The organism is Paenibacillus oenotherae, assembly GCF_019443105.1.
Classification (GTDB): domain Bacteria; phylum Bacillota; class Bacilli; order Paenibacillales; family Paenibacillaceae; genus Paenibacillus_Z; species Paenibacillus_Z oenotherae.
The window spans coordinates 212,241-234,796 of sequence record NZ_JAHZIJ010000004.1 but is presented as its reverse complement, the minus strand read 5'-3'; the positions used below and the strand labels follow the sequence as shown (position 1 = coordinate 234,796).

At 53.1% G+C, this 22,556-nt stretch carries 21 protein-coding genes and 1 pseudogene; 20 read left to right on the top strand and 2 right to left on the bottom strand.

Features of this window, described 5'->3' with window-relative positions; genetic code table 11:
• The first annotated feature begins 29 nt into the window (after positions 1-29).
• From purM to K0T92_RS08835, 12 genes and pseudogenes are all read left to right on the top strand, one after another.
• Entirely contained in the window at positions 30-1,073 is a 1,044-nt protein-coding gene (gene purM, locus K0T92_RS08890) for a phosphoribosylformylglycinamidine cyclo-ligase (RefSeq protein ID WP_219872086.1), read from the top strand.
• The gene (gene purN, locus K0T92_RS08885) at positions 1,073-1,681 is read left to right on the top strand and encodes a phosphoribosylglycinamide formyltransferase (RefSeq protein ID WP_219872085.1); all 609 of its coding nucleotides are present in this window, start codon (positions 1,073-1,075) and stop codon (positions 1,679-1,681) included. The genes purM and purN overlap by 1 nt, the downstream gene beginning before the upstream one ends.
• A gap of 23 nt (positions 1,682-1,704) precedes the next feature.
• Positions 1,705-3,252 carry a bifunctional phosphoribosylaminoimidazolecarboxamide formyltransferase/IMP cyclohydrolase gene (gene purH, locus K0T92_RS08880; protein ID WP_219872084.1) on the top strand — a complete coding sequence of 516 codons (1,548 nt, stop codon included), beginning with the start codon at positions 1,705-1,707 and terminating at the stop codon, positions 3,250-3,252.
• Between the two features lie 154 nt (positions 3,253-3,406).
• Positions 3,407-4,684: a phosphoribosylamine--glycine ligase gene (gene purD, locus K0T92_RS08875; protein ID WP_219872083.1), complete on the top strand. Its 1,278-nt coding sequence runs from the start codon at positions 3,407-3,409 to the stop codon at positions 4,682-4,684.
• Between the two features lie 855 nt (positions 4,685-5,539).
• On the top strand, positions 5,540-6,655 hold the full coding sequence (locus K0T92_RS08870; RefSeq protein ID WP_219872082.1) for a polysaccharide deacetylase family protein: 1,116 nt from the start codon (positions 5,540-5,542) through the stop codon (positions 6,653-6,655).
• 37 nt (positions 6,656-6,692) lie between these two features.
• A complete protein-coding gene (locus K0T92_RS08865) occupies positions 6,693-8,096 on the top strand; it encodes an FG-GAP repeat domain-containing protein (protein WP_219872081.1) in 1,404 nt (467 codons plus the stop codon).
• A 79-nt stretch (positions 8,097-8,175) separates the two neighbouring features.
• Positions 8,176-8,544 (top strand): annotated as a pseudogene (locus K0T92_RS08860) (response regulator transcription factor); the annotation flags it as partial.
• The gene (locus tag K0T92_RS25480) at positions 8,536-9,240 is read left to right on the top strand and encodes a winged helix-turn-helix domain-containing protein (RefSeq protein WP_343223678.1); all 705 of its coding nucleotides are present in this window, start codon (positions 8,536-8,538) and stop codon (positions 9,238-9,240) included. The pseudogene K0T92_RS08860 and the gene K0T92_RS25480, both read left to right, overlap by 9 nt.
• Positions 9,237-10,664, top strand: a complete 1,428-nt coding sequence (locus K0T92_RS08850) for a sensor histidine kinase (protein WP_219872080.1) — start codon at positions 9,237-9,239, stop codon at positions 10,662-10,664. The genes K0T92_RS25480 and K0T92_RS08850 overlap by 4 nt, the downstream gene beginning before the upstream one ends.
• A 420-nt stretch (positions 10,665-11,084) precedes the next feature.
• Entirely contained in the window at positions 11,085-12,176 is a 1,092-nt protein-coding gene (locus K0T92_RS08845) for a DUF3048 domain-containing protein (RefSeq protein ID WP_246628001.1), read from the top strand.
• A 316-nt stretch (positions 12,177-12,492) separates the two neighbouring features.
• Entirely contained in the window at positions 12,493-13,104 is a 612-nt protein-coding gene (locus tag K0T92_RS08840; RefSeq protein ID WP_219872079.1) for a DUF47 domain-containing protein, read from the top strand.
• Between the two features lie 20 nt (positions 13,105-13,124).
• On the top strand, positions 13,125-14,123 hold the full coding sequence (locus K0T92_RS08835; protein WP_219872078.1) for an inorganic phosphate transporter: 999 nt from the start codon (positions 13,125-13,127) through the stop codon (positions 14,121-14,123).
• 477 nt (positions 14,124-14,600) lie between these two features.
• Here K0T92_RS08835 and K0T92_RS08830 read toward each other — a convergent pair whose 3' ends face one another.
• Positions 14,601-15,176 (bottom strand): hypothetical protein, encoded by a 576-nt coding sequence (locus K0T92_RS08830; RefSeq protein ID WP_219872077.1) that lies wholly within the window; start codon positions 15,174-15,176, stop codon positions 14,601-14,603.
• Between the two features lie 156 nt (positions 15,177-15,332).
• On the opposite strand from K0T92_RS08830, the gene K0T92_RS08825 reads away from it, so the two are divergent.
• The 7 genes from K0T92_RS08825 (at position 15,333) to K0T92_RS08795 (ending at position 20,359) form a co-directional block, all read left to right on the top strand.
• Positions 15,333-15,602, top strand: a complete 270-nt coding sequence (locus tag K0T92_RS08825) for a hypothetical protein (protein WP_219872076.1) — start codon at positions 15,333-15,335, stop codon at positions 15,600-15,602.
• A 62-nt stretch (positions 15,603-15,664) separates the two neighbouring features.
• Positions 15,665-15,955, top strand: a complete 291-nt coding sequence (locus K0T92_RS08820) for a YerC/YecD family TrpR-related protein (protein WP_219872075.1) — start codon at positions 15,665-15,667, stop codon at positions 15,953-15,955.
• 4 nt (positions 15,956-15,959) lie between these two features.
• Positions 15,960-16,871 (top strand): sirohydrochlorin chelatase, encoded by a 912-nt coding sequence (locus K0T92_RS08815; RefSeq protein WP_219872074.1) that lies wholly within the window; start codon positions 15,960-15,962, stop codon positions 16,869-16,871.
• Between the two features lie 87 nt (positions 16,872-16,958).
• Positions 16,959-17,873, top strand: a complete 915-nt coding sequence (locus tag K0T92_RS08810; RefSeq protein WP_219872073.1) for a diacylglycerol kinase — start codon at positions 16,959-16,961, stop codon at positions 17,871-17,873.
• Positions 17,874-17,970: 97 nt separating this feature from the next.
• Positions 17,971-19,458, top strand: coding sequence for a 23S rRNA (uracil(1939)-C(5))-methyltransferase RlmD (rlmD, locus tag K0T92_RS08805; RefSeq protein WP_219872072.1), 1,488 nt, complete (start codon positions 17,971-17,973; stop codon positions 19,456-19,458).
• A 276-nt stretch (positions 19,459-19,734) separates the two neighbouring features.
• Positions 19,735-19,968 carry a hypothetical protein gene (locus K0T92_RS08800; RefSeq protein ID WP_219872071.1) on the top strand — a complete coding sequence of 78 codons (234 nt, stop codon included), beginning with the start codon at positions 19,735-19,737 and terminating at the stop codon, positions 19,966-19,968.
• Positions 19,969-20,062: 94 nt separating this feature from the next.
• Positions 20,063-20,359, top strand: a complete 297-nt coding sequence (locus K0T92_RS08795; RefSeq protein ID WP_246628000.1) for a PIN domain-containing protein — start codon at positions 20,063-20,065, stop codon at positions 20,357-20,359.
• A gap of 31 nt (positions 20,360-20,390) precedes the next feature.
• Here the strand turns inward: K0T92_RS08795 and K0T92_RS08790 are convergent, their stop codons facing one another.
• The gene (locus K0T92_RS08790) at positions 20,391-20,546 is read right to left on the bottom strand and encodes a hypothetical protein (protein ID WP_219872070.1); all 156 of its coding nucleotides are present in this window, start codon (positions 20,544-20,546) and stop codon (positions 20,391-20,393) included.
• A gap of 648 nt (positions 20,547-21,194) precedes the next feature.
• On the opposite strand from K0T92_RS08790, the gene K0T92_RS08785 reads away from it, so the two are divergent.
• On the top strand, positions 21,195-22,421 hold the full coding sequence (locus K0T92_RS08785) for a winged helix-turn-helix domain-containing protein (RefSeq protein WP_219872069.1): 1,227 nt from the start codon (positions 21,195-21,197) through the stop codon (positions 22,419-22,421).
• The last annotated feature ends 135 nt before the right edge of the window (positions 22,422-22,556 follow it).

Below are 22,556 nucleotides of genomic sequence, written 5' to 3'. Positions count from 1 at the left end.
GCGGGGATTAATCATTAGGAGTGAATACGGTGGCAGAAGCTTACAAACAAGCTGGCGTCGATATTGCGGCAGGCAATGAAGCAGTGGAACGGATGAAGAAGCATGTGAAGAAAACGTTCCGTCCGGAGGTTATGGCTGAGCTCGGCGGGTTCGGCGGATTGTTCGGATTGAACAAGGATAAGTACGAGGAGCCGGTTCTTGTATCCGGTACGGACGGTGTCGGCACGAAGCTGATGATCGCATTCGCGATGGACAAGCATGACACGATCGGTATCGATGCGGTGGCCATGTGCGTGAACGATATTATCGTGCAAGGCGCAGAGCCGCTCTTCTTCCTCGATTATCTGGCTTGCGGCAAAGTCGAGCCAGCCAAGATCGAAGCGATTGTCAAAGGCATCTCCGATGGCTGCGTACAATCAGGCTGCGCGCTGATCGGCGGCGAGACGGCCGAAATGCCGGGCATGTACCAAGGCGACGAATACGATATCGCAGGCTTCACGGTCGGTATTGTGGACAAGAAGAAAATGATCGACGGCTCCACGATTGCTCCCGGCGATGTTGTGCTCGGTCTTGCATCGAGCGGCATTCACAGCAACGGCTTCTCGCTTGTGCGCAAGCTTCTTCTTGAGAAGAGCGGATACAGCTTGAACGATACGCTCCCTGAGCTGGGCGGCAAGGGGCTTGGCGAGGTCATTCTTGAGCCAACGCGCATCTATGTGAAGCCAGTGCTTGAGCTGATCAACCGTGTGACGGTAAAAGGGATGGCGCACATTACAGGCGGAGGCTTCATCGAGAATATTCCGCGCGTGCTGCCAGAGGGCGTGAATGTAAATGTGGAGTACGGCTCATGGCCGATCCAGCCGATCTTCCAGCTGATGCAGGAGAAGGGCAGCATCACCAACCGCGACATGTTCACGACATTCAACATGGGTATCGGCATGGTCGTTGTCGTTCCTGCCGAGCAAGCGGACGAAGCGCTCCGTATTGCGGCTGAGCTTGGCGAGGATGTGTACCGGATCGGTACAGTAACGGAAGGAAGCCGTATCGTTACCTTTACTGGAGCGGAAGTGTAATGGCTGGATTACGGATCGCTGTATTCGCCTCCGGGCAAGGAACGAACTTCCAGTCGCTGGCGGATGCGGCACAACAAGAAAGGCTCGAGGGCGCAAGCCTCGAGCTTCTTGTATGTGACAAGCCGGAAGCCCCGGTCGTGGAGCGTGCCCGCAGGGCGGGGATCGACACCTTTCTGTTCCGGCCGAAGGAATATGCTTCGCGTGAGGCCTACGAGGAAGAGATTCTCGCGGAGCTTAGGCGCAGAGGGATTGAGCTGATTGTGCTGGCGGGCTATATGCGCATTATTACGCCGGTGCTTGTCGAGCCGTACTATGGACGGATGATCAATGTTCATCCATCGCTTCTGCCGGCTTTTCCTGGTGTGGGTGCCATGAAGCAGGCGCTGGACTATGGTGTGAAGGTGACAGGGGTCACCGTTCATTATGTAGACGGCGGATTGGACAGCGGACCGATCATTGCCCAGCGGGCGGTTGAAGTGCTGGACGGCGACACGGAAGCGACGCTTGCGCCGCGTGTGCATGCGGCAGAGCAAGAGCTGCTCCCTTGGGTCGTTCAGCGTATTGCGGCGGGCGTGGTTCGGTTGGACGGACGCAAAGTAATGATATGAGAACTTTTTAGGAGGATACAAAAGTGGCAATTCGGAGAGCTTTAATTAGTGTATCGGACAAAACGGGTATTGTGGAATTTTCGCGTGCGCTTGCGGGCCTGGGTGTGGAAATTATATCGACAGGCGGAACATCGAGCCTGCTGGAGAAGGAAGGCGTGCCTGTCATCGGAATCTCCGATGTGACCGGATTCCCGGAAATTCTTGACGGACGCGTGAAGACGCTCCACCCTGCTGTGCATAGCGGACTGCTTGCTGTCCGTGACGATGAGGGACATCAGAAAGCGATGCAGGAGCTGGGTCTTGATTATATCGATCTTGTGGTCGTAAACCTGTATCCTTTTGCAGCGACAATTGCGAAGCCGGACGTATCCTATGAGGATGCGATTGAGAATATCGATATCGGCGGACCGACAATGCTTCGTTCTGCAGCGAAAAACCATGCTTTCGTAACCGTCGTTGTTGATGCAGCGGATTACGGCACCGTGCTGGAAGAAGTGAAGGCGCAGGGCGACACGACGCTCGAAACGCGCAAAGCTCTCGCTGCCAAAGTATTCCGTCACACCGGCGCATACGATGCGCTGATCGGCGACTACTTGTCCAAGCTTGGCGGCAATCCATTGCCGGAGCGCTATACGGTTACGTACGAGAAGGTGCAGGATCTGCGCTATGGCGAGAACCCGCATCAGAAAGCAGCCTTCTACCGCAAGCCGCTCGCTGCTCCGGGCAATATTACAACGGCAGAGCAGCTGCATGGCAAGGAGCTGTCCTACAACAATATTAATGATGCCAATGCGGCGCTTGCAATTGTCAAGGAATTCGAAGAGCCGGCTGTCGTAGCGGTGAAGCATATGAACCCTTGCGGCGTAGGGATTGGCAAGGACATCCATGAAGCGTATCAGAAAGCGTATGCTTCTGATCCGACCTCGATCTTCGGCGGTATTGTTGCGGCTAACCGTACGATCGGGGCAGAGACGGCCGGACTGTTAGGCGAGATTTTCCTCGAAATCATTATCGCGCCGGATTTCACGCCGGAAGCATTGGATATACTGACGAAGAAGAAGAATATCCGCCTGCTCAAGCTTGGCGAGTTCCAAGCGGCTGCAGAGCGCAAGCCGGAATGGCTCGTTACGAGCGTTGACGGCGGTATGCTTGTACAGGAAAGCGATGTTCACAGCCTGTCGCTGGACGATATTAAAGTTGTTTCGAAGCGTCAGCCGACCGAGGAAGAGCTGAAGCAGCTGCTGTTCGGCTGGAAGATCGTGAAGCATGTGAAATCGAATGCGATTCTGCTGGCTTCAGACAGCATGACCGTTGGCGTAGGCGCAGGGCAGATGAACCGCGTTGGCGCAGCGCGTATTGCTATTGAGCAAGCGGGCGAGAAGGCGAAGGGCTCGGTGCTGGCATCCGATGCGTTCTTCCCGATGGGCGATACGCTGGAGATGGCTGCCAAGGCAGGCATCACGGCAGTTATTCAGCCTGGCGGTTCCATCAAGGACGAGGAGTCCATTGCTGTTGCGGATGCGAACAACATCGCGATGGTTGTGACCGGCGTTCGCCATTTCAAGCATTAATAGCTGGAAGTGGCAGCTGACAAGCTGACAGGGGCAAGTGGCGACCCGCAGGTTTCGATGCAGGGAATGTTCCGCTTGTCCTACCCGCTTGCTGTGAAGTGCAGGGCAGCTCTGACTCGACTACATTATTCAGTCCCAATAGGAGGGTTTTTCTTTGCGTATTATGGTAATTGGCGGCGGCGGACGCGAGCACGCCATTGTATGGGCACTTAACAAAAGCGACAAGGTGAAGCAAATTTATTGCGCGCCGGGCAATGCGGGTATCGCTGAGCTGGCAGAATGCGTGCCGATTCCGGTTAACCGGTTCGGGGATCTGATTCAATTCGCCTGCGACAATGCGATTGACCTCGTTGTAGTGGGGCCGGATGATCCGCTTGCGGATGGAATTGTAGACGCTTTCGAAGAGCGGAATATTCCGATTTTTGGACCACGGAAGAATGCGGCGGCTATTGAGGGCAGTAAGATTTTTATGAAGGACCTGCTCAAGGCATACAACATTCCAACGGCGAAATATGAGTCGTTCACGGATTATGAAGCGGCACTTGCTTATTTGCGCCAGCAATCTGCGCCAATCGTAGTCAAGGCCGACGGTCTGGCAGCGGGTAAAGGGGTTACGGTTGCGTTCACGATCGAGGAAGCGGAGAATGCTCTGCGCGAGATGATGGTGGAGAAGGTGTTCGGGGAATCCGGCGGCAGCATTGTTATTGAAGAATTCCTGGAGGGCCAGGAAATGTCGATTCTTGCCTTCGTTGATGGCGAAACCGTTCGCGCCATGGTGCCTGCACAGGATCATAAGCCTGTATTCGACGATGATAAAGGACCAAATACAGGCGGCATGGGAACGTATTCGCCGCTGCCGCATATCGACCCGGCATTGGTCGAGGATGCGATCGAGAACATTATTAAGCCGACGGCCAAAGCAATGGTCAGCGAAGGACGTCCGTTCCGTGGCGTGCTGTTCGCGGGTCTCATTATGACAAAAGACGGCGTGAAGACGATAGAATTTAATGCGCGCATGGGCGATCCGGAGACACAGGTAGTGCTTCCGCGCCTGAAGACGGATCTGGTGGATATTATTCTGGCAGCGCTTAACGGCCGTCTGGACGCGATTGATATTGAATGGAGCGATGAGGCAGCAGTATGCGTAGTTGCCGCATCCGGAGGTTATCCCGGTCCGTACCCGACAGGGCAGGTTATTAAAGGGCTGGATGCTGCGAAGGCGCAGGGAGCGCTCGTATTCCACGCCGGAACGGCAGAGAGCAACGGTGACATTGTGACCAATGGCGGACGTGTACTTGGTATTGTCGGCTGTGGACGCGATATCGCTGAAGCGCGGGCCCGCGCTTACGAAGCTGCGGCTGTTATTTCGTACGAGGGGATGCACATCCGCTCCGATATTGCCGCTAAGGCGCTGCAAGGAGCTAATTCATAATTATAATGGCTGCATGGGTGGAATGAACCTTTGCATGTATTTGAAAAGTGGCTAAACAGGCTTATGGGCCTGCGCAGCCACTTTTTTTGGTATTTGCCCGTTGATGGGTGTTACCGCGCAAATGACGTATGAGCGGACGCGTCGAAAGAAGAGATAAGCATTCAAACCCCGCTAACAGCGCCCCAACAAACCTCCCCGACCTCTGCTGAAAGCAGGAAAAATCCGCTTACAGCAGCAGTGGCGTATGAGCGGACGCGTCGAAGGAAGATATAAGCATTCAAAACCAGCTAACAGCGCCCCAACAAACCTCCCCGACCTGCTGAGAGCAGGAAAAATCCGCTTACAGCAGCAGTGGCGTATAAGCAGATACGTCGAAAGAAGCGATAAGCGCAACAATGAATGTGAACAGCAAATATGAATCGGAGCAACTCTTGCGCCAAAATTTCAAAAATTTAATTGAGGATCCGAATATGCGCTCCTTATGATTGCCTGCAAAAGTGCAGGCTTTTCACTCGTTTTGGACTGCTGGAGGCTGAATTCCTGCCAAAGTACAGGTATTTCATCTCAGTTCGCTCCTATCGGCCGAATCCGCTAAATATGCCTGCATAATTGCAGGGATTCTTCCATCTATCGCTTTTTAAACCAAAATTCCTGCACTATCGGCAGGTTTGGTGAGAAAGTCCATGGCAAGACTATTGAAAAACCGGATGTTCAAGCTGAATCTTGATTGGATTGAACTCTATCAGTTGGCTCTATTAGTCTGTTATGCAATATGAGGATGTTACTAGTTTGTAACGACTTCTTAAGCGGTCTCCTTTACGATGTTAGTGAAGGATAGCTTAAGGAGTTGGCAGAATGAGCAGAGAGAAAAGACACCGTAGATTGCTCCTTATTGTGCTTATGGTCATTCTAATTGTTTTAGTGGCTGGATGCAGTACTAACAATGTGCTCAGTTTATGGGCTGGAGGAAGCTTGTCTAGTGGTGTGAAGGAACAGGCAGGGATGAACGACAATGGGGAAGACGACGATGGTCAAGGTGAAAGTGGGAAAGGCACATCCTCGATTGCAGGCAATGCCGGAAATACCAGCAGTAACGGTGATCCGATCAATATCGGAAGCACCGGCAAGGACGGCAACGCGATCAATACCGGCAATACCGGCAGCGCAGCCAATGGGGGAGCTGCTCCTGACGGTTCAAAGGGTGCCTCGGGACATAGCGGCCAGCAAAGCGAGATAGACCCCGGCAAGGGAAAGCCAAACAAGTCGAAGCCAGCCGAGTCGAAGCCGAGGCCTCCTTCGGCAGCGCTTGACAGGGCGACTTCCCCGGTTGTTGACTACGTGGCAGCGGATGGATCGAAGCTGGTGGCATTGACCTTTGATGATGGGCCGGACAAAAAATATACAACGGCTATTTTGGACATTTTACGAGAGAAGGATGTTAAGGCGACGTTCTTCACGGTTGGCATTCAGGTAAAGAAATATCCGGATATTCTTCAGCGAATTGTAAAGGATGGTCATGCGCTCGGCAATCATTCCTATCATCATCACGATCTATCCAAGCTTGACAGCAGGATGATTAAAGAGGAAATTAAATGGACGGACACACTGATTCAAGAGGCGGTCGGTTTTGTGCCCCGATTGGTACGGGCGCCATACGGCGCGGTGTCTCCGCTCGTTAAAAATATTATGAAGGACAATGAGCGCGAATTGATCGGCTGGTCGGTAGATACTCGTGATTGGGCCGGAGAGTCGGTAGCGAAGATGCGGGCGAATGTGAACAAGAATACGAAGCCTGGCGGTATTGTCCTCATGCATTCTTTTGGCAGTAAGCATCTGAAGAATACGGTGGAACTGCTTCCGCTTATTATTGAGGATTTGAGTAAAAAGGGCTATACGTTCGTTACGGTGGACGAGCTGCTGTCTGCCAATGAGCATCGCCATAATGCCGGAGCGGCCAGTAAGAACAAATAATCGGGCAATGATGAGTACAGATGGGGGAAGAAGCAGGATGAAGCAACTGCGCTGGGGGTGGAGAAAACGGCTGACAGGCCTATGCTTGTTGAGCCTCATGATACTGACAGGGTGTCAATATACAGCCACTCCTGCTGATCTCTTGCTGAATCCGCGGTCTACGCCAGAGAATGAACGACTCGCTTCTGCAGTGAAGGATGCGCTGCCTCCCAAGGCGAAGCTGTCTCTGCCATTGGAAGCGCAATCGATCTCGGCGGTCAATAAACAAGATGTGGACGGCGATGGGCGGGAAGAGGCAGTCGTTACGTTCATGAATGAGAACGGCACCCAGCAGGTCATGCTTCTAAGAGCAAGCGATGATGGCAGCTGGAAATATTGGTTTACGATTGCGGAAATGTCCAGCTACGGGATCGATCGAATTATGGTGGAGGATATGGATGATAACGGGCAGCCGGAGGTGCTGATCGGTTGGGGTCTTTATGGACAGCCGGAATATCAATTGAATATTTATCAGATCCGCAAAGATTATACGGGCGAGGAACCGCTGCTGCCTGCTGCCAAGCTGCCCTATAACACGCTTGAGATTGGTGAAGTTGATGGGGATGGGCATTCGGAGATTGTGCTGATTTTGCTGGATCGGGAAGAGATGAGAGCTTCTCTTCAGGTGTACCGGGCGAAGGAGAATACGGTCTATCGAGCAGCCTCAGTGCCGCTAAGCGGGGCGGTGAATGGTTATTATAATTTGGCTGTAGGCAAAATAGCGGCGGACCGTTACGGGCTAGTAACGGATGCCAGCATCGGCGCTCACTCCTCAGCAACGACGATGTTTGCGTGGAGCGAAGGAAATTTAATGAAGGTTTACCCGTCTGCCAGACCGTCCTCGCCAGGTGAGGGATACAACATTTATTCAACTGAGGGGGGCGACGGGAATAAGGATGGCATTCTTGATCTGCATGTTATGCAGGAGGCGCCTGGTCAGAACCCGGAAATCTCTTATGCCGAGACATTATTTATTCAGCAGTATCTGCAGTGGAATGGCAGGGATGAGTTCCAGCAGATTCAGGAGCGGTATGCCGATTATACGCAGGGCTATGCTATCGATATTCCGCTGGCGTGGCAGGGAATGTATACGATTAGCCGGCCTCGTGCGAAGGAGGAGACGGGTATCGTCTTCGAATACTATAATGTCATAACGAAGGAAAGAGCGGCCTTGTTTACGATTCATCCGGTTCCTCTCGCCGAGTGGGGCGATATCGAGCAGCAGTGGCAGGATGGAGGCGTTCAATATGCGGAGCTGGTCACGGCGGCCGGCATTCAATATGCCGCTGTATGGGGTGAGCCTCCTGCTCTATGGAGCAGGGAGGAAAAGGAACGGTACCGCCAGGTGAAGCCGGACAAGACGGAATTGAAGCGGCTGTTCGAAGTGCTGCCTTCCGAGTAGCGGACGTTGTTGGACAGTTTTTGTTGGAATAGGACAGGCAGCGGAATAAGGCCGGTCGGACAGGAGGGGGGTTGCGGCAATGCGGATTTTGTTGCTTGAGGACGAGGAAGCGATTCGGGGCTTCGTGCGGATCAATCTGAAACGGAACGGGATGGAGGTTGTTGAAGCGGAGGATGGGGAAGCTGCTCTGGCATTGGCGGAGTCGGCTTCCCCTCCGTTCGATGCTGCGCTGCTGGATGTTATGCTGCCAACGATCAGCGGCTTCGATGTATGTGAGCGGCTGCGTGAGCGATTCCCGCGTATGGGAATCATCATGCTGACGGCTAAGTCCCAGGAGGAAGATAAGATTCGCGGGCTGGAGCTCGGGGCGGATGACTATGTGCAAAAGCCGTTCAGTCCAGGTGAGCTGGTCGCGCGGCTCAAGTCGCTGCATCGGCGAATGATGCCAGGCGGGCTGACCTGGCCGGAGCAGGCTTCACCACCAAGCCAGTCCGATGGCGTAGTGGATGGCGCAGTGTCCGGGGCGGCCCATGGAGCGAGCAGCAGCGGTGCAGTGTCTGGGTCGGCCCATGGTGCAAGCGGCAGCGCAGTGTCCGGGGCAGCCTATGAAGCGAGCGATGGCGGCGCAGTGTCCGGGGCGGCGAATGGAGCCAGCGACAGCATAGACGGAGCGTCCGCAGCGGCTGCTGCAGCCGCTGCGGACGCTGACATCGCGCGAATCTCGGCGGAAGCTTCCGGCATGCCGATAATGGGCGACGTCGCGGGACTTCCAGCACAAGTTGGGGGGAACAATGCCGATGGCCAATCAAGGCAGCCTGTACGCCCGCTGCTGAACGAGCTGCGCTCAGGACCTTTCCGCTTGTCGGCTGTAGAGCGCAGGCTATGGAAGGATGACGTAGAAATCGTGCTGACCCCAACGGAGTGGACACTCGTCAAGCTTCTTCTTGAGCGGGAAGGCGCAGGACTTAGCCGGGATGATATTTTGGATGAAGTGTGGGGGCGTCATTTTATCGGGGATCTGAAGATCGTTGATGTGAACATCCGGCGCATTCGCACAAAAATTGAAGATGAGCCATCCGAGCCGAAATATATCGAGACTCTGTGGGGCTACGGCTATAGATGGAAACGGAGCGCAGGGCAATGAGCAGCTTGCGTTCACGGATGGTCTGGAGCTATGGCGTCCTTATTATGCTCGTTGTTGTCATGCTCGGCACGCTGTTCGTGACGCTTGTCTGGAATTATTATTACGGCAGTGCGCTTGGAGCGCTGCTGCAGCGTGCGGAGACGGAAGCGGCACTTCATAACCGCAATATCGCGTCCAGTTCGATGGAGATAAGGGCCGAATACATGCTGCAAAATATGACAGAGGGCTCCATTCATCTGCAGCTTCTGGATTATACCGGCCGCATCATGATGGAGAGCAACGGGCTTGCAGGCCCGGCGGTTGCTCTGCAAACGGAGGATGTGCAGCAGGCGATGCAGGGCGAGACAGGGACATGGCGCGGGATCGACCAGTCTACGAATGAGCGGATCGCCGCGGTTACTCTTCCGGTCAAGGATAATGGACGTATTGTAGCGATGTTTCGCTACACGGCTTCTTTGGAGCGAGTCGATGCGATAGTAAGGAATATGCTGTGGCTGACCGTTCTCGTCGGCGTTGTCGTCGTGCTGCTCTTCTTCACGATGAGTGTGCTGCTGGCGAACCGGATCGCGAGGCCGATCCGTAACCTGACACTAGTCGCCGAGCAGATGGGCGAAGGGGACTGGTCCCGCCGTGCCTCTCTATATGAGCGTGACGAGATCGGGCGGCTGGCTGAGACACTGAATAAGATGGCGGCAGAGCTGACCAGGCGGGAGAAGCTCAAGAATGACTTTATCTCGTCCATCTCGCATGAGCTGCGAACTCCGCTTACTTCGATTAAAGGCTGGAGCGAGACGCTGGCCTCCGGCGATCCCGCCGATGTGGAAGAGCTGCAGCTTGGTCTTGCGGTGATTGATCGTGAGACGGATCGCCTGTCCGGACTTGTGGAGGATCTGCTGGATTTCTCCAAGCTGTACGCGAAAAGCATTGTCCTTCACCCGGAGGCGCTGGACCTGCTCAAGCCCGTTCGGGAGACGATCCGGCAGTTCGAGGTTCGCGGACAGCGGGAGGGCGTCAAGCTGTCGGGGCAGCTGGGCGCTTCACCCTTGATGGTGGAAGCGGACGCCAACCGATTGAAGCAGGTATTCATCAATGTGCTGGATAATGCGCTCAAGTTCACGCCAGCCGGTGGTGAAATAACGATTGTCGCTGCCGTCGATACGCCTGGCTGGGCGCGCATCAGCATTGCAGATACAGGCTGCGGCATTCCAGAGGAGGATCTCCCCCACATTACGGACAAGTTCTACAAGGGGAGCAGCCAGCGCACAGGGAGCGGGCTCGGCCTTGCGATCTGCAAGGAAATTGTCGAGCTGCATGGCGGTACGCTTCGAGTCGATAGTGTCATTGAAGAAGGAACGGCGGTAACGATTGAGCTTCCGCTCGTTCAGCAGCCGCCAGAGCAGCAGGAGAAGCAAGATTGCGATTGATTGCTCGCGGCTATTCCTTACAGGAGAGCGATTGCGATAAAGAATAATCGGCTATTCTTTGTAGAAAAGCGATTTGCGCTTGGTGACAATGAAGGTGACGGCCAGAGCCGCTACGAGGATAAGAGCTGATCCGAGCCAGTGGCGGGCGATCCAGTCGAAGAATTGTGGCATATGCAGGCGAACCTCCTATTTATACGGTGACAACATCTTCTCGGTAGTATGCGAAGCAGCCTTCGGAGTCATACTTCTACGCTGCTTTTTTGTCTGTCTATTGTACGGTATCCTTCTCTGGCTGGGAGGAATTGCGGCTTTTATTTTTTTCAGCGGCCCAGATGAAATGCGAGACAATGTCAGGATTCGTATGGTTTAATAAGGGAACCGGAATATTCCGGGCAACTTGATGTGAAGGTGGGCGTACATATGATTGAAGGAATCTGGAACCGCTTTCGTCACGCAACCGGCATTGGATTAACGGTCATACTGCTTATGGCCCTGTTAGCTGGCTGTTCGGAATCCATTGAGGAAAAACATGACAGGATAATCGAAGAAAATAGGCTTACGCCGGAGGAAATGCCGAGAGAGGAGCCGCCGCCTGCTGATAACGCTGCACTCCCTTATGTGGCTCCGCTTACTGGTCTTGGGCTGCAGCAGGAAGCGGTCAAGCGGCCTATCGCGGTCATGATTAACAATTACTCCGCTGCGCGTCCGCAATCGGGCCTGCCTCATGCCGATATGGTATGGGAGGTGCTGGCTGAGGGGGGAATAACGCGGCTTGTGGCGATCTTTCAAAGTGATGAGTTCACGGATTCTATCGGGCCGATCCGCAGCATCAGGCCATATCTGATCTCGCTTGGCGAGTCATTCGGAGCGGTGCTGACCCATGCGGGCGGAAGTCCGGACGGCTATGCGATTCTGCAGCGGCAGAAGAAGGATTATCTCGATGAGATCACTAATGCGGGCAGTTATTTCTGGCGGGAGAAGTTCCGCAAGGCGCCGCATAATCTGTATTCCAATCTGGAGAAGCTTCGCGCAGGCGCTGCGAAGAAGAAATACGCGGAGACGACGGCGATCCCAACCTATCCGTTCTCGGAGGAGGGTGCGACGGGCTCCGGTACAGTGGCGACGAATGTTGAAATTAACTTCCTGCTCAAAAATTATAAGGTTTCGTACGTGTACGATGCCGCACAGAACTTATATGCTCGTTCCATTAATGATAAGCCGCATACGGATTTGACGACAGAGAAGCAGCTGACGACAACGAATATCGCTGTGCTGGGCGCTTCGCATAAGGTCTATGATGATGTTGGGAGATTGGATATTGATCTGGAATCCGGCGGTTCGGCAATATTGATCCAGCGAGGGCGGGCGGTGGATTGCACGTGGGAGCGCGGTGGTGACGGCGTCATCCGGCTGATGAAGGACGGCAAGGAGCTTCCGCTTGTGCCGGGCAAAACATTTTATCATATCGTTCCGAATAAGCCGACCTTCGCAGAGCATGTGAAGCTCAGCTAGGGCTCGGGGTCAGGGAGCAGAAACTGTAACGCAGCTGGTTGAGTGCGGTTGTTCGGATCCATGCTTGTCAGGGGAGCCGCGAGCGGTGCCATGTGCCGCTTGCGGCTCTTCGTCAAGAAGCGGTTAAAAACCGCTCCGTTAGAAAATAATAGGGGTACGGAAGCAAGCAAATCTCGTTTTTATGGCATAAATCCGAAAATTGTCATAAAACATTTACAATCCCTTAACAATTGAAAGGTAAACTATGTTAAGATATTGTCGGTTCTTTGTGTGCCGACAACGTTATAATGCAGATGACGAAGGGGATATCTTACCGATGTTCAAAAGAAAAGACGTGTTTTTTACGACGCTGGAAGGAATGGCGGACATTCTACTCGAAGCAGTGGAATATTTCGAACAGAATGTTTCCAAAATCGAAGATGTCACTGTGTTTGCAAAAACGATGAAAGAGTTCGAAACCAAGTGTGACCGTCACGTACATACGATTCTGACGGAGCTCAACAAGACGTTCATTACGCCGATCGAGCGTGAGGACATCATGGCACTTACCACCTCGCTGGATGATGTGCTGGATGGCATTGAAGCTTGTGCGTCACGCTTTGAGATGTACGATATTCGCGAGCCAGACGAGTACATTCAATTGTTCGCGGACAATATTCTCCGCTGTGCCCAGCAAATCAAGAAAGCGATTTATTTGCTGACAGAGAAGAAGCTGCTTGCAATGCGCGAGCCCGCAATCCATATCAATGAGCTTGAGAATCAAGCCGATGATCTGCTGCGTGTATGCGTGAAGGGCCTGTTCGCTAAAGTGAAGGATCCGATCGAGCTGATCAAACGCAAGGAAATTTACGAACGCTTGGAACAGACGACAGATTATTGTGAAGATGTCGCCAACACACTCGAGACGATCATCATGCGTAACAGCTAAGGAGCAGGTGACAGGCGGCTATGGATATTTATTTGTTGGTTGGTATTGTTATTTTTCTTGCCTTGGCATTTGACTTTATAAATGGTTTCCACGATACGGCTAATGCAATTGCAACGTCGGTATCGACACGGGCATTGTCCCCGAGATTGGCCATCGTTATCGCTTCGACCATGAATTTCGTAGGCGCCATTCTGTTCACAGGGGTAGCGAAGAAGATCGGCGGCAGTGTGGCGGACCCCACAACGATCGATAACGGGGTTGAGGTCATTATCGCCACACTCATCTCCGCGATTGCATGGAATCTCATCACATGGTGGTTCGGGATTCCTTCCTCATCCTCACATGCGCTTATCGGCTCTCTTGCGGGTGCTGTCGTTAGTGCGAACGGGATGGACGGCATCAACGCAAGCGGATTTATCAGTATCGTTCAGGTGCTGATCCTGTCGCCGCTCATTGCTTTTGCCGGGGGATTCGCCGTGATGTGGCTCTTGAAGCAGATCTTCGCCAAGTCCAGTCCGCATCAGATCAACAAGGGCTTCCGGACAGGACAGATTATTACAGCGGCATTCCAGTCGTTCACGCACGGTACGAATGATGCGCAGAAGGCGATGGGGATTATGACCTTCGCGCTTGTAGCGGCGGAATTGCATGAAGATATCAATGTTATCCCCTGGTGGGTTAAAGTATCGGCTGCCCTCGCAATGGCGCTCGGTACTTCTCTCGGCGGATGGAAAATTATAAAGACGATGGGTACGAAAATTTTCAAAATCGAGCCCATTAACGGCTTTGCCGCAGATATTACGTCAGCCTCGGTTATTCTGACCGCTACGCTGGCGCATCTGCCCGTAAGTACGACGCATGTTATTACATCGTCGATTCTCGGTGTCGGCAGCGCGAAGCGCTTCTCGGCGGTGAAGTGGGGAATGGCGGGACGGATCGTCATGTCATGGATCATCACGATCCCGATTACGATGGTTATCGCTGCACTCGTATACAAGGTTATGGCATTGTTTATGTAAATTTCGGGAGCTGGACGCTGGCGGGCAAGACGTCTTCATAGGACGCTGCTTGCCGATTGTCCGGCTTTTTTATTATGCAGGGGCTGTACCATCATCCTCTACCAGTCAGCAGCAACTCTCTCCGCCGCCATAACCTGCAACGGCAATAAGTGTGCCCTGTAGGTTCCCCAGCGTAGCCTTCACCTTCTCCAAGTGTGGTTGTTTGGAGGTAGGGTGACAGAGTAAGAAAGCCTGCGATTGTGCATGAATTTCGGTTTCAAGACGCCTTAAAAGTAAAATTCCTGCGATCGCGCATGAATTTGAGGGGGAATCGGCCGATAAGGGGGAACGAAGGTGAAATGCCTGCCCTCTGGCAGGTATTTCACCTTTATCAGGTCAGAAACGAAAGAAAAAATGCGGTTTCGCATGTTTTGCATAGCGGGGAATCGAATCGGGACAGCTCCTTGCTTAGGAAGCGGGGGTGCTGCGTTGCTTGGTTTAGCGCTTGCGCGGGCGGGTACGGCGACGCTGGCCAGCTTTGGCGCCGCTGCCGGTCCGGCGGCGTTTCTTGCGGCGCGGGGGTGCGGCTAATCCGTCTGTATCATCCTCGGCGATAGCGGCGGAATCGCCTTTCTTGCCGAAGGAGCCGGCAAGCACTTTGATCAGCGGGGCCATCTGGGAGACGCTGTTGACGACCTTTTGCACCTTCGTCATGGTGTTGACGATGCCGTCGATTCCCCCGATGCGGTCTACGAAGCCCTTGATGTCATTCAAGCTGTTGCCGAAGGAGAAGCCGCCTGATTCTTTGGCTGTTTCGACAAGCTCGCCAGCCTGAGTCGGAGCAGAGGGCAAGAGATTGATCGGTGTTGTTGCCGGCTGAATGATTATGGACGGTGTACTGGATTGAAGCTGCGAGGAGTCGAAGGGTGTAGGCAAGCCAGATCCTGTGCTGCTGCCGCCGCTGTTGAAGAAGGGTTCAGAGATGGAGATGCCGGGAAACGGGTTCTCACTTTGGCGATAGTGCGCGAGCGGCGGCTCTGAGCGTCTCATGTACGGATCGTAGCGGTATTTCACGCGGATCACAACCTTTGGGTGGTTTTGGTATTAGTCTATGGGGTAGGCAAACATAAGGATTGGACTAATGCCCGTTGCGGCAGGATTTTTGCTGCGGGGCTCATGAGCGTCCAATGATGATTTTTGTTGGGTTGTTGATGCTTGCTGGGTTGTTGGTTGTTAGTCTGTTGGCTGTTAGCTGTTAGCGGTGGGCAGCGGACTGCGGGTGGCGGAAGGCGGACAGCGGACTGCGAGTGGCGGAAGGCGGACAGCAGACAGCGACAGCGGACAGCAGACGGCAGACAGCAGACAGCAGACAGCGGACGGCAGACGGCAGACAGCAGACAGCAGACGGCAGACAGCAGACAGCAGACGGGAGACAGCAGACAGCAGACGGTCGGGTGGATGGTCTTCTATCCGGTAAAGCGTGAATACGGTGACGCTTGAAAAGTAGGTAGGAAACCGATACAATGAAAAGAATAATTAGTTCTCGTAGGAGTGAGCAAGCGATGCAGCTTAAGAAACTGAACGACAAGACGATTGACCAGCTGTTCGAAGCGGTTCTTACGCTGAAGACGGTAGAGGAATGTTATGTTTTCTTTGATGATTTGTGCACGGTGAATGAGATTCAGTCCCTGTCCCAGCGCCTTGAAGTGGCGCGTATGCTGGGCAAAGGTTCGACGTATAATCAGATTGAAGCGGAGACGGGCGCCAGCACGGCGACAATCTCGCGGGTGAAGCGCTGCCTGAATTATGGCAATGACGGCTACCGGATGGCGCTGGAGCGCGCGGGGCGCTAAGTCGATGAAGCCAGGAGTACTCGTAATCAGTCACGGGTCGCGTGAAGCGCAATGGGTGCGCCTTGTGGACGAAGCGGTAGCGGAAGTCGCCGAGGCTATCGGGCAATGGCCAGTCGGTCGTGACGACCACGATTCGGCGGCGTTGACGATGACTTCCGTGCCGGTCGTCTCGTCGTTTCTGGAAATTGTCGAGGGTCGGCTTATTCAAGACGGAATCGATCGGCTTGCAGCGGAAGGCGTAACGGATGTGTACGTTCTTCCGCTCTTTGTGTCGTCCGGCAGTACGCACGTGGACGACATTGCGCAGGCGTTCGGCCTGCCGCCCGTATCGGCGGCTCGCGAGGGCGAGCTGGCGCCGTTCCGGCTGGATGGCCGAGCGGATGGCTGGGTTGGCAGTGGGGCAGGTGCCGCTGCTGATAATCGCGGGGACTGCGTCGACGGGCCACTGCGGTTGCTGGTGCACTTCGGCCAGCCGATTGATGATGATCCGGAGATTGCGGAGCTGCTGCTCTCGAACATTCGGGAGCTGTCGGAAGCACCGGAGCGGGAGCGGCTGCTGCTTGTGGCGCATGGCTCCGTTGAAGCGGGATTCTACGGCCGCTGGCGCAGCGGGATGACGCAGCTTGCAGGGCGGCTGCGTAGCTTGGGCGGATTCGCGGGAGCGGAGATCGCGATGCTGCTGCCGAATCAAGCGGCATGCAAGCTGCGCGTCATGCTGCGCAAGCAGCCGGACAGTGCGGTAATCGTAGTGCCGCTGTTTCTGAGCAGTGGTTATTTTACACGGACGGTTATTCCAGAGCGGCTCGGCGAGCTGACGTACCGTTATAATGGACAGTCGATGCTGCCTCATCCCTGTATTGCACGCTGGATGGTTCGGCAGATTGACGGATGGCTGGCTGGATTGGTGCAGCAGTAGAATGAATGGATGCGGGAAGAATGGGGTAAGTGTACTCGTAGCGGATTCCGTTCATGAGCGGATTGGAATGGTATGGGGGCGGACACAATGTCTATTAAGCGGGCACGATTGATATATAACCCGACATCGGGACGGGAAGAGATCAAGCGGCGATTGCCGGATATTTTGCAGCGGTTGGAGCAGGGCGGCATTGAGACGAGCTGCCATGCGACGGCTTGTGAGGGCGATGCGACGATTGCGGCAAAGGATGCGGCAGATCGCGGCTTTGACATGATTATTGCGGCAGGCGGAGACGGCACGCTGTATGAAGTCATTAACGGACTTGCGGAGAAGGAGTTCCGGCCGCCGCTCGGGATTTTGCCGCTGGGGACGACGAATGATTTTGCAAGAGCGCTGGGCGTTCCGAAGCATTGGGAATACGCGGTTGATCTGATTACGCAGCAGTATGCGGCTCCGATCGATCTCGGCAGGGCGAACCAGCGGTATTTTATCAATATCGCCGGTGGCGGCTCGCTGACAGAACTGACCTATGAGGTTCCGAGCAAGCTGAAGACGATGATCGGGCAATTGGCCTATTATATGAAGGGTCTGGAGAAGATGACCCGGCTGCGGCCAACCGAGCTGAAGCTGCAGGCTAAGGAGATCGGCGAGATCCACGAGGAGATTATGCTGTTCCTGATCTGCAACAGCAATTCGGTCGGGGGCTTTGAGAAGCTGGCGCCGGATGCGCAGCTCGATGACGGCATGTTCGATGTGGTGGTGCTGAAGAAATGCAATCTGGCGGAGTTCATCCGTATTGCGTCTCTGGCGCTGCGCGGCGAGCATTTCAACGATCCGCATGTGGTGCATTTCCAGACCAGGGAGCTGACGGTGACGACACCCGATTATGTGCAGCTGAATCTGGATGGCGAATACGGCGGCACGCTGCCGTGCACGTTCACGGTGCTGCCGTCGCATTTGAAGATTTTTGTGGATGAGGCAGGGGAGTCGACGTATCGGTAGTCGGTAGGCTTTCGGCCCGGGCAGGGCTAGTATCGGTATCGAGGAAGTGCAAGTGTTTGTAAGCAGATAAATGAGTGTAACGGAGCGATTAGTTCACATGAGTGTAGTGCCAGTTAGTAAAAATGACGAGGTTGTCGTCGACATTGTCGGCTTGACGCATGATGGCGAAGGGGTAGGCCGCGCAGACGGCTTTACCCTTTTTATACAGGGGGCACTTCCCGGCGAGCGCGTGCGGGCGAAGGTGCTGAAGGTGAAGAAGCAGTATGGCTATGCCAAGCTGATGGAGATGGTCGTGGCGAGCGCGGAACGTGTGGATGCGCCCTGCGCGATCTATAAGCAGTGCGGCGGCTGCCAGCTGCAGCATATGGACTATGCCGCCCAGCTGAGCTGGAAGCGGCAGCATGTGGTGGACAACCTGGAGCGGATTGCGAAGCTGCGGGTTGCTGGTGATGGTGTGGTGGCGGCAGCGGCGGGCGATGGAGCAGGAGTTGGAGCTTCGGTAGGGACAGCGGATAATGGAGCTGGAGTTGGAGCTTCGGCTGACGGCGTGAATGCGGGCGTTGTCGTGCATCCGACGATTGGGATGGATGATCCTTGGCGCTACCGGAATAAGGCACAGGTGCCGATGGGGATGGAAGCTTCAGGCCTGATCGGCGGATTCTATGCGCGGGGCAGCCATCGAATTATCGATATGAATGAATGCCTCATTCAGCATTCCAGCAATGATGAGATCATTGCCCGCGTGAAGGCCATTGGGCGTGAGCTTGGCGTGACGGCTTATAGTGAGGAGACAGGGCGGGGATTACTGCGCCATGTGATGGCTCGCGTTGGCGTATTGTCTGGCGAGATGATGGTCGTGCTTGTGACGAATGGATCGAAGATCCCTGCGGTGGAACGTTGGATTGAACGGATTCGGGAGAGCGTTCCGGGCGTGAAGAGTATTGTGCAGAACGTGAATACGCGGAAGACGAACGTTATTTTTGGCGATGAAACCCGTGTGCTCTGGGGTAGTGATGTTATATATGATGAGCTGGACGGCATTCGTTTCGCGATCTCCGCGCGGTCGTTCTATCAGGTGAATCCGGCGCAGACGGTGGAGCTGTACCGCCAAGCGGTGGACTATGCAGGACTGACAGGCACCGAGACGGTTATTGATGCGTACTGCGGGATCGGTACGATCTCGTTGTTCCTGGCACGCCGCGCAGGCCGTGTGTATGGGGTGGAGATTGTGCCTGAGGCTATCGAGGATGCGAAGCGCAATGCGGAGCTGAATGGCATCGGGAATGCGACATTTGAGGCAGGGGCCGCAGAAGTGGTCATTCCGCGCTGGCGGAAGGAAGGCATCGTGCCGGACGTCATCGTTGTAGACCCACCGCGCAAGGGCTGCGATGCGGAGCTGCTGGAGACGATACTCGCGATGCAGCCGGAACGCGTGGTGTACGTGTCATGCAACCCGTCCACCTTGGCGAGAGATCTGCGAGTGCTGGAGGACGGCGGGTACCGGACGGTTGAGGTGCAACCGGTGGATATGTTTCCTTGGACGGTGCATGTGGAGTGTTGTGTATCACTATATTATTACAAATGATGGGAACTGTAAGGCTTTGGGAGGCCAGACAGGGAGGTCGGGTTAATAGGCAAGTGAAATGCTCGCTCAAAAAGCGGGCATTTTACGGTTTATTGCGGGAACAGTCGCCTAATCTCCCTTCAATAAGCCGACACGAGGCGACGTGTGCGCGGACAGCGGTATTCCCAAATAAGGGCTTCGGCATCCCTTTAAGGAAGGGAGAAAAGTAACAGTTATTGGAACAACGGTAGGTGTGGTATAATAAATCTAATAAGTACGATGACAGGAATGATAAAAATGATTCCTAAAAAAATGGATTTACAAACAGCTAGCGCAATTAAATCGATCCTTCAAAAATTCAACATAAATAATGCACGTGTTCTCATTGATCTTGATAAACAGACCGTGGAGGCGCAAGAGGACGACTACTCCGTTGATGATATTTTGGAAGCAGCCGGTGTACTATCTCCAGAACGAGGAAAAGAACTTCTTGAAGAAGTGAAAAGATCGCGCGAGGAATGGAATGCATGAGCAACGGTTATTTGTTGGATACGAATATTGCGATTGCAATCTTTATGAATGAAGGTAACGTTGTCGATTTTGTTCAGCAGCCCCTCGTGATAAAATGCAGATCTATTTTTCTACAATTACAGAATGTGAAGTGTTTGCTGGGTTAAAACCTGAGGAACAGCTTCGCGCAGAGAAGTTGTTTACAACAAAAAGATGTATAGACGTTACCTCTGACATTGCGAAACTGGCCGGATCTATTCGCAGAGACCAGAAGGGCAAGGGCCGGAAGTTGAAAACTCCTGATGCGCTTATTATTGCGACAGCTCTGGTTAATAATCTCATAGTAGTATCTAGGGATGCTGATATGAGCTTTGTTCAGAGTGAATTAGAAGTACCGCTTTTAAAAATATAACTTGATTTAAGCGAAGTCGTCTCTCTCACTTTTACTTGGGGAGGCGGCTTTTCGTGTATTCACTGGATGCTGTGATTAAATAGGATATCGCCAAGCGATTCTCAAGCTGCAAAAAGCCCAAGACAGCACGAAGCTCACGCTTCCCGACATTGCGAAGCTGACCAACATCAACCAACTTGACCGCCAACTGGCCCTGCTTTTAATCAAACGCATCGAAGTGAAGGAGAACGGGGACTGCACGATCATCTATAATTTTACCGTCTAGTCCCCTTATTTTTTTCTATGGAGATAGTGGCGGCCCAGCACATGTGGAGTCGGTAATATTGATGGTTCGTAATGACTGAGATGTGATAGTATCGCTTAAATGCTTTGTACGGAGCAGCATGGAAGGAGTTAGCCTATAGGAGTAACTGCTACGGTTACTGCTACAGGAACGACTAATGGGACGAATGGAAAAATAGTTCATTTGAAAATCCATGCAGACTGTCCGAAATGCGGCGTTAAAATGAGTATGATGATGTTCTCTAATAATGCTTGCTAGAGCGCCTGTTTAGGCGCTCTTACTTTTGTTAGGGGAATCACTTCTTATTTCGAATTATCTTCGACTATCAATCTTTTGGAGGCTATTTTCCTCTAAAATGTTGTTTTTCAATATTTCTTGTTTCTATTCTCTATACAATGGTAAAATATCATGGGAACATGTGTTTGTTTTGGTATTATCTACGGATAGGGGGATAGGCGTGATGGAAATCGTTGAAATAGAGCAATTCTCGGTATTAGGAAAGGGCGTTGCTAATGAATCTCCCGCTTGTTTCGTTAAGGAGCCGATGCATACATGATCCAATTGACGAACCGCCAGGCACGGCAATTTCTGTTATTGAAGCACGGGCTGTTAGGCGAATATCAATTTACCGGAAAGCAGGGCGTATTGGATTTTGTACGGCAAGTCGGCTGTATTCAATACGATCCCATTGATGTTTGCGGAAAAAACGCTGAACTGGTGCTGCAGTCGCGAATCAAAGGATTTACAAAGAACATGCTTGATGAGTTGTTGTATAAAGATAGATTCCTGATCGATTATCCCGACAAGAATCTGGCTATTTTCCCTATCGAAGACTGGCCTTATTTTGACCGATATAGGCAAGCTGCCCGACAACATGCCAAGCGCTATCCCGAAATGGAGGCGTTGACAGAGCAAATACGGACACACATCCAAAGTCACGGTGCGCTTAGTTCGGATGATTTGAAATTGGATGGAAATTTCGCTTGGCGATCAGCCATTCACTGGAGCGGCGGAAACAATACATCTCGGTCGGTGCTGGAGCAGATGTACTCGACAGGCGAGTTAATTATCCATCACAAAAAAGGAACACGTAAATATTACGATATCGCCGAGAAGTACATACATCCTAATTTGATGAATGCGTCGGAGCCGCTGGAGAGCGACCTTGAGCATCACAAGTGGCGGGTATTGCGCCGGATAGGCGCCATTGGACTTTTGTGGGATCGTGCATCTGATGCCTGGCTGAATATATGGGGATTGAAAGCGGAGCAGCGAAACGAGGTTTTCCGCCAGTTGTTGCATGAGGCTCGCATTGTTGCTGTTGCCGTGGAACAAATGAAGGATACCCTGTACTGCCGCGCGGAGGATTTGCTGCTTATTGAAGCCGTCCTGCAAAATCCGGAACCGAAATTGCGCTGCGAGCTGATTGCCCCACTGGATAACTTGATATGGGACAGAAAGCTGATCAACCAATTGTTTGGATTCGATTACACTTGGGAGATTTACACGCCTGCAATCAAACGGAAATTCGGCTATTATGTGCTGCCTTTATTATACGGAGAAAGCCTCATCGGACGAGCTGAGGTAATCGTGGAGCGAAAAACCGGGACGCTCGTTGTTAAAAACATCTGGTACGAGAACGGCATAAAGCCAACAAAGCAATTGCGGATAGCCTTGAACATTTGTTTTCAAAATTTTGCATTATTCAACGGATGTGAGACGATATCGGCAGAGTCTAAGTCAAAGATACTTGGTATGCAATCTGGCATTATGCCATAAGAATAACTCATTTGCTCAAGAGAGGCGGCTTTTCATCAAGAGGGCTCTTTTTTGCGCGGTTTTTTGGCATTACGAACAACAAGAGATGGACACAGTCGTTATCAACTGAAGGATCGTGTATTGACGCTGAACGGA

Excerpts from the sequence above, each read along its gene's own strand:
- purN (WP_219872085.1), top strand. The coding sequence starts at position 1,073 with ATGGCTGGATTACGGATCGCTGTATTCGCCTCCGGGCAAGGAACGAAC.
- K0T92_RS08870 (WP_219872082.1), top strand. The coding sequence starts at position 5,540 with ATGAGCAGAGAGAAAAGACACCGTAGATTGCTCCTTATTGTGCTTATG.
- K0T92_RS08865 (WP_219872081.1), top strand. The coding sequence starts at position 6,693 with ATGAAGCAACTGCGCTGGGGGTGGAGAAAACGGCTGACAGGCCTATGC.
- K0T92_RS25480 (WP_343223678.1), top strand. The coding sequence starts at position 8,536 with ATGATGCCAGGCGGGCTGACCTGGCCGGAGCAGGCTTCACCACCAAGC.
- K0T92_RS08850 (WP_219872080.1), top strand. The coding sequence starts at position 9,237 with ATGAGCAGCTTGCGTTCACGGATGGTCTGGAGCTATGGCGTCCTTATT.
- K0T92_RS08845 (WP_246628001.1), top strand. The coding sequence starts at position 11,085 with ATGATTGAAGGAATCTGGAACCGCTTTCGTCACGCAACCGGCATTGGA.
- K0T92_RS08840 (WP_219872079.1), top strand. The coding sequence starts at position 12,493 with ATGTTCAAAAGAAAAGACGTGTTTTTTACGACGCTGGAAGGAATGGCG.
- K0T92_RS08835 (WP_219872078.1), top strand. The coding sequence starts at position 13,125 with ATGGATATTTATTTGTTGGTTGGTATTGTTATTTTTCTTGCCTTGGCA.
- K0T92_RS08820 (WP_219872075.1), top strand. The coding sequence starts at position 15,665 with ATGCAGCTTAAGAAACTGAACGACAAGACGATTGACCAGCTGTTCGAA.
- K0T92_RS08815 (WP_219872074.1), top strand. The coding sequence starts at position 15,960 with ATGAAGCCAGGAGTACTCGTAATCAGTCACGGGTCGCGTGAAGCGCAA.
- K0T92_RS08810 (WP_219872073.1), top strand. The coding sequence starts at position 16,959 with ATGTCTATTAAGCGGGCACGATTGATATATAACCCGACATCGGGACGG.
- rlmD (WP_219872072.1), top strand. The coding sequence starts at position 17,971 with ATGAGTGTAGTGCCAGTTAGTAAAAATGACGAGGTTGTCGTCGACATT.
- K0T92_RS08800 (WP_219872071.1), top strand. The coding sequence starts at position 19,735 with ATGATTCCTAAAAAAATGGATTTACAAACAGCTAGCGCAATTAAATCG.
- K0T92_RS08795 (WP_246628000.1), top strand. The coding sequence starts at position 20,063 with ATGCAGATCTATTTTTCTACAATTACAGAATGTGAAGTGTTTGCTGGG.
- K0T92_RS08785 (WP_219872069.1), top strand. The coding sequence starts at position 21,195 with ATGATCCAATTGACGAACCGCCAGGCACGGCAATTTCTGTTATTGAAG.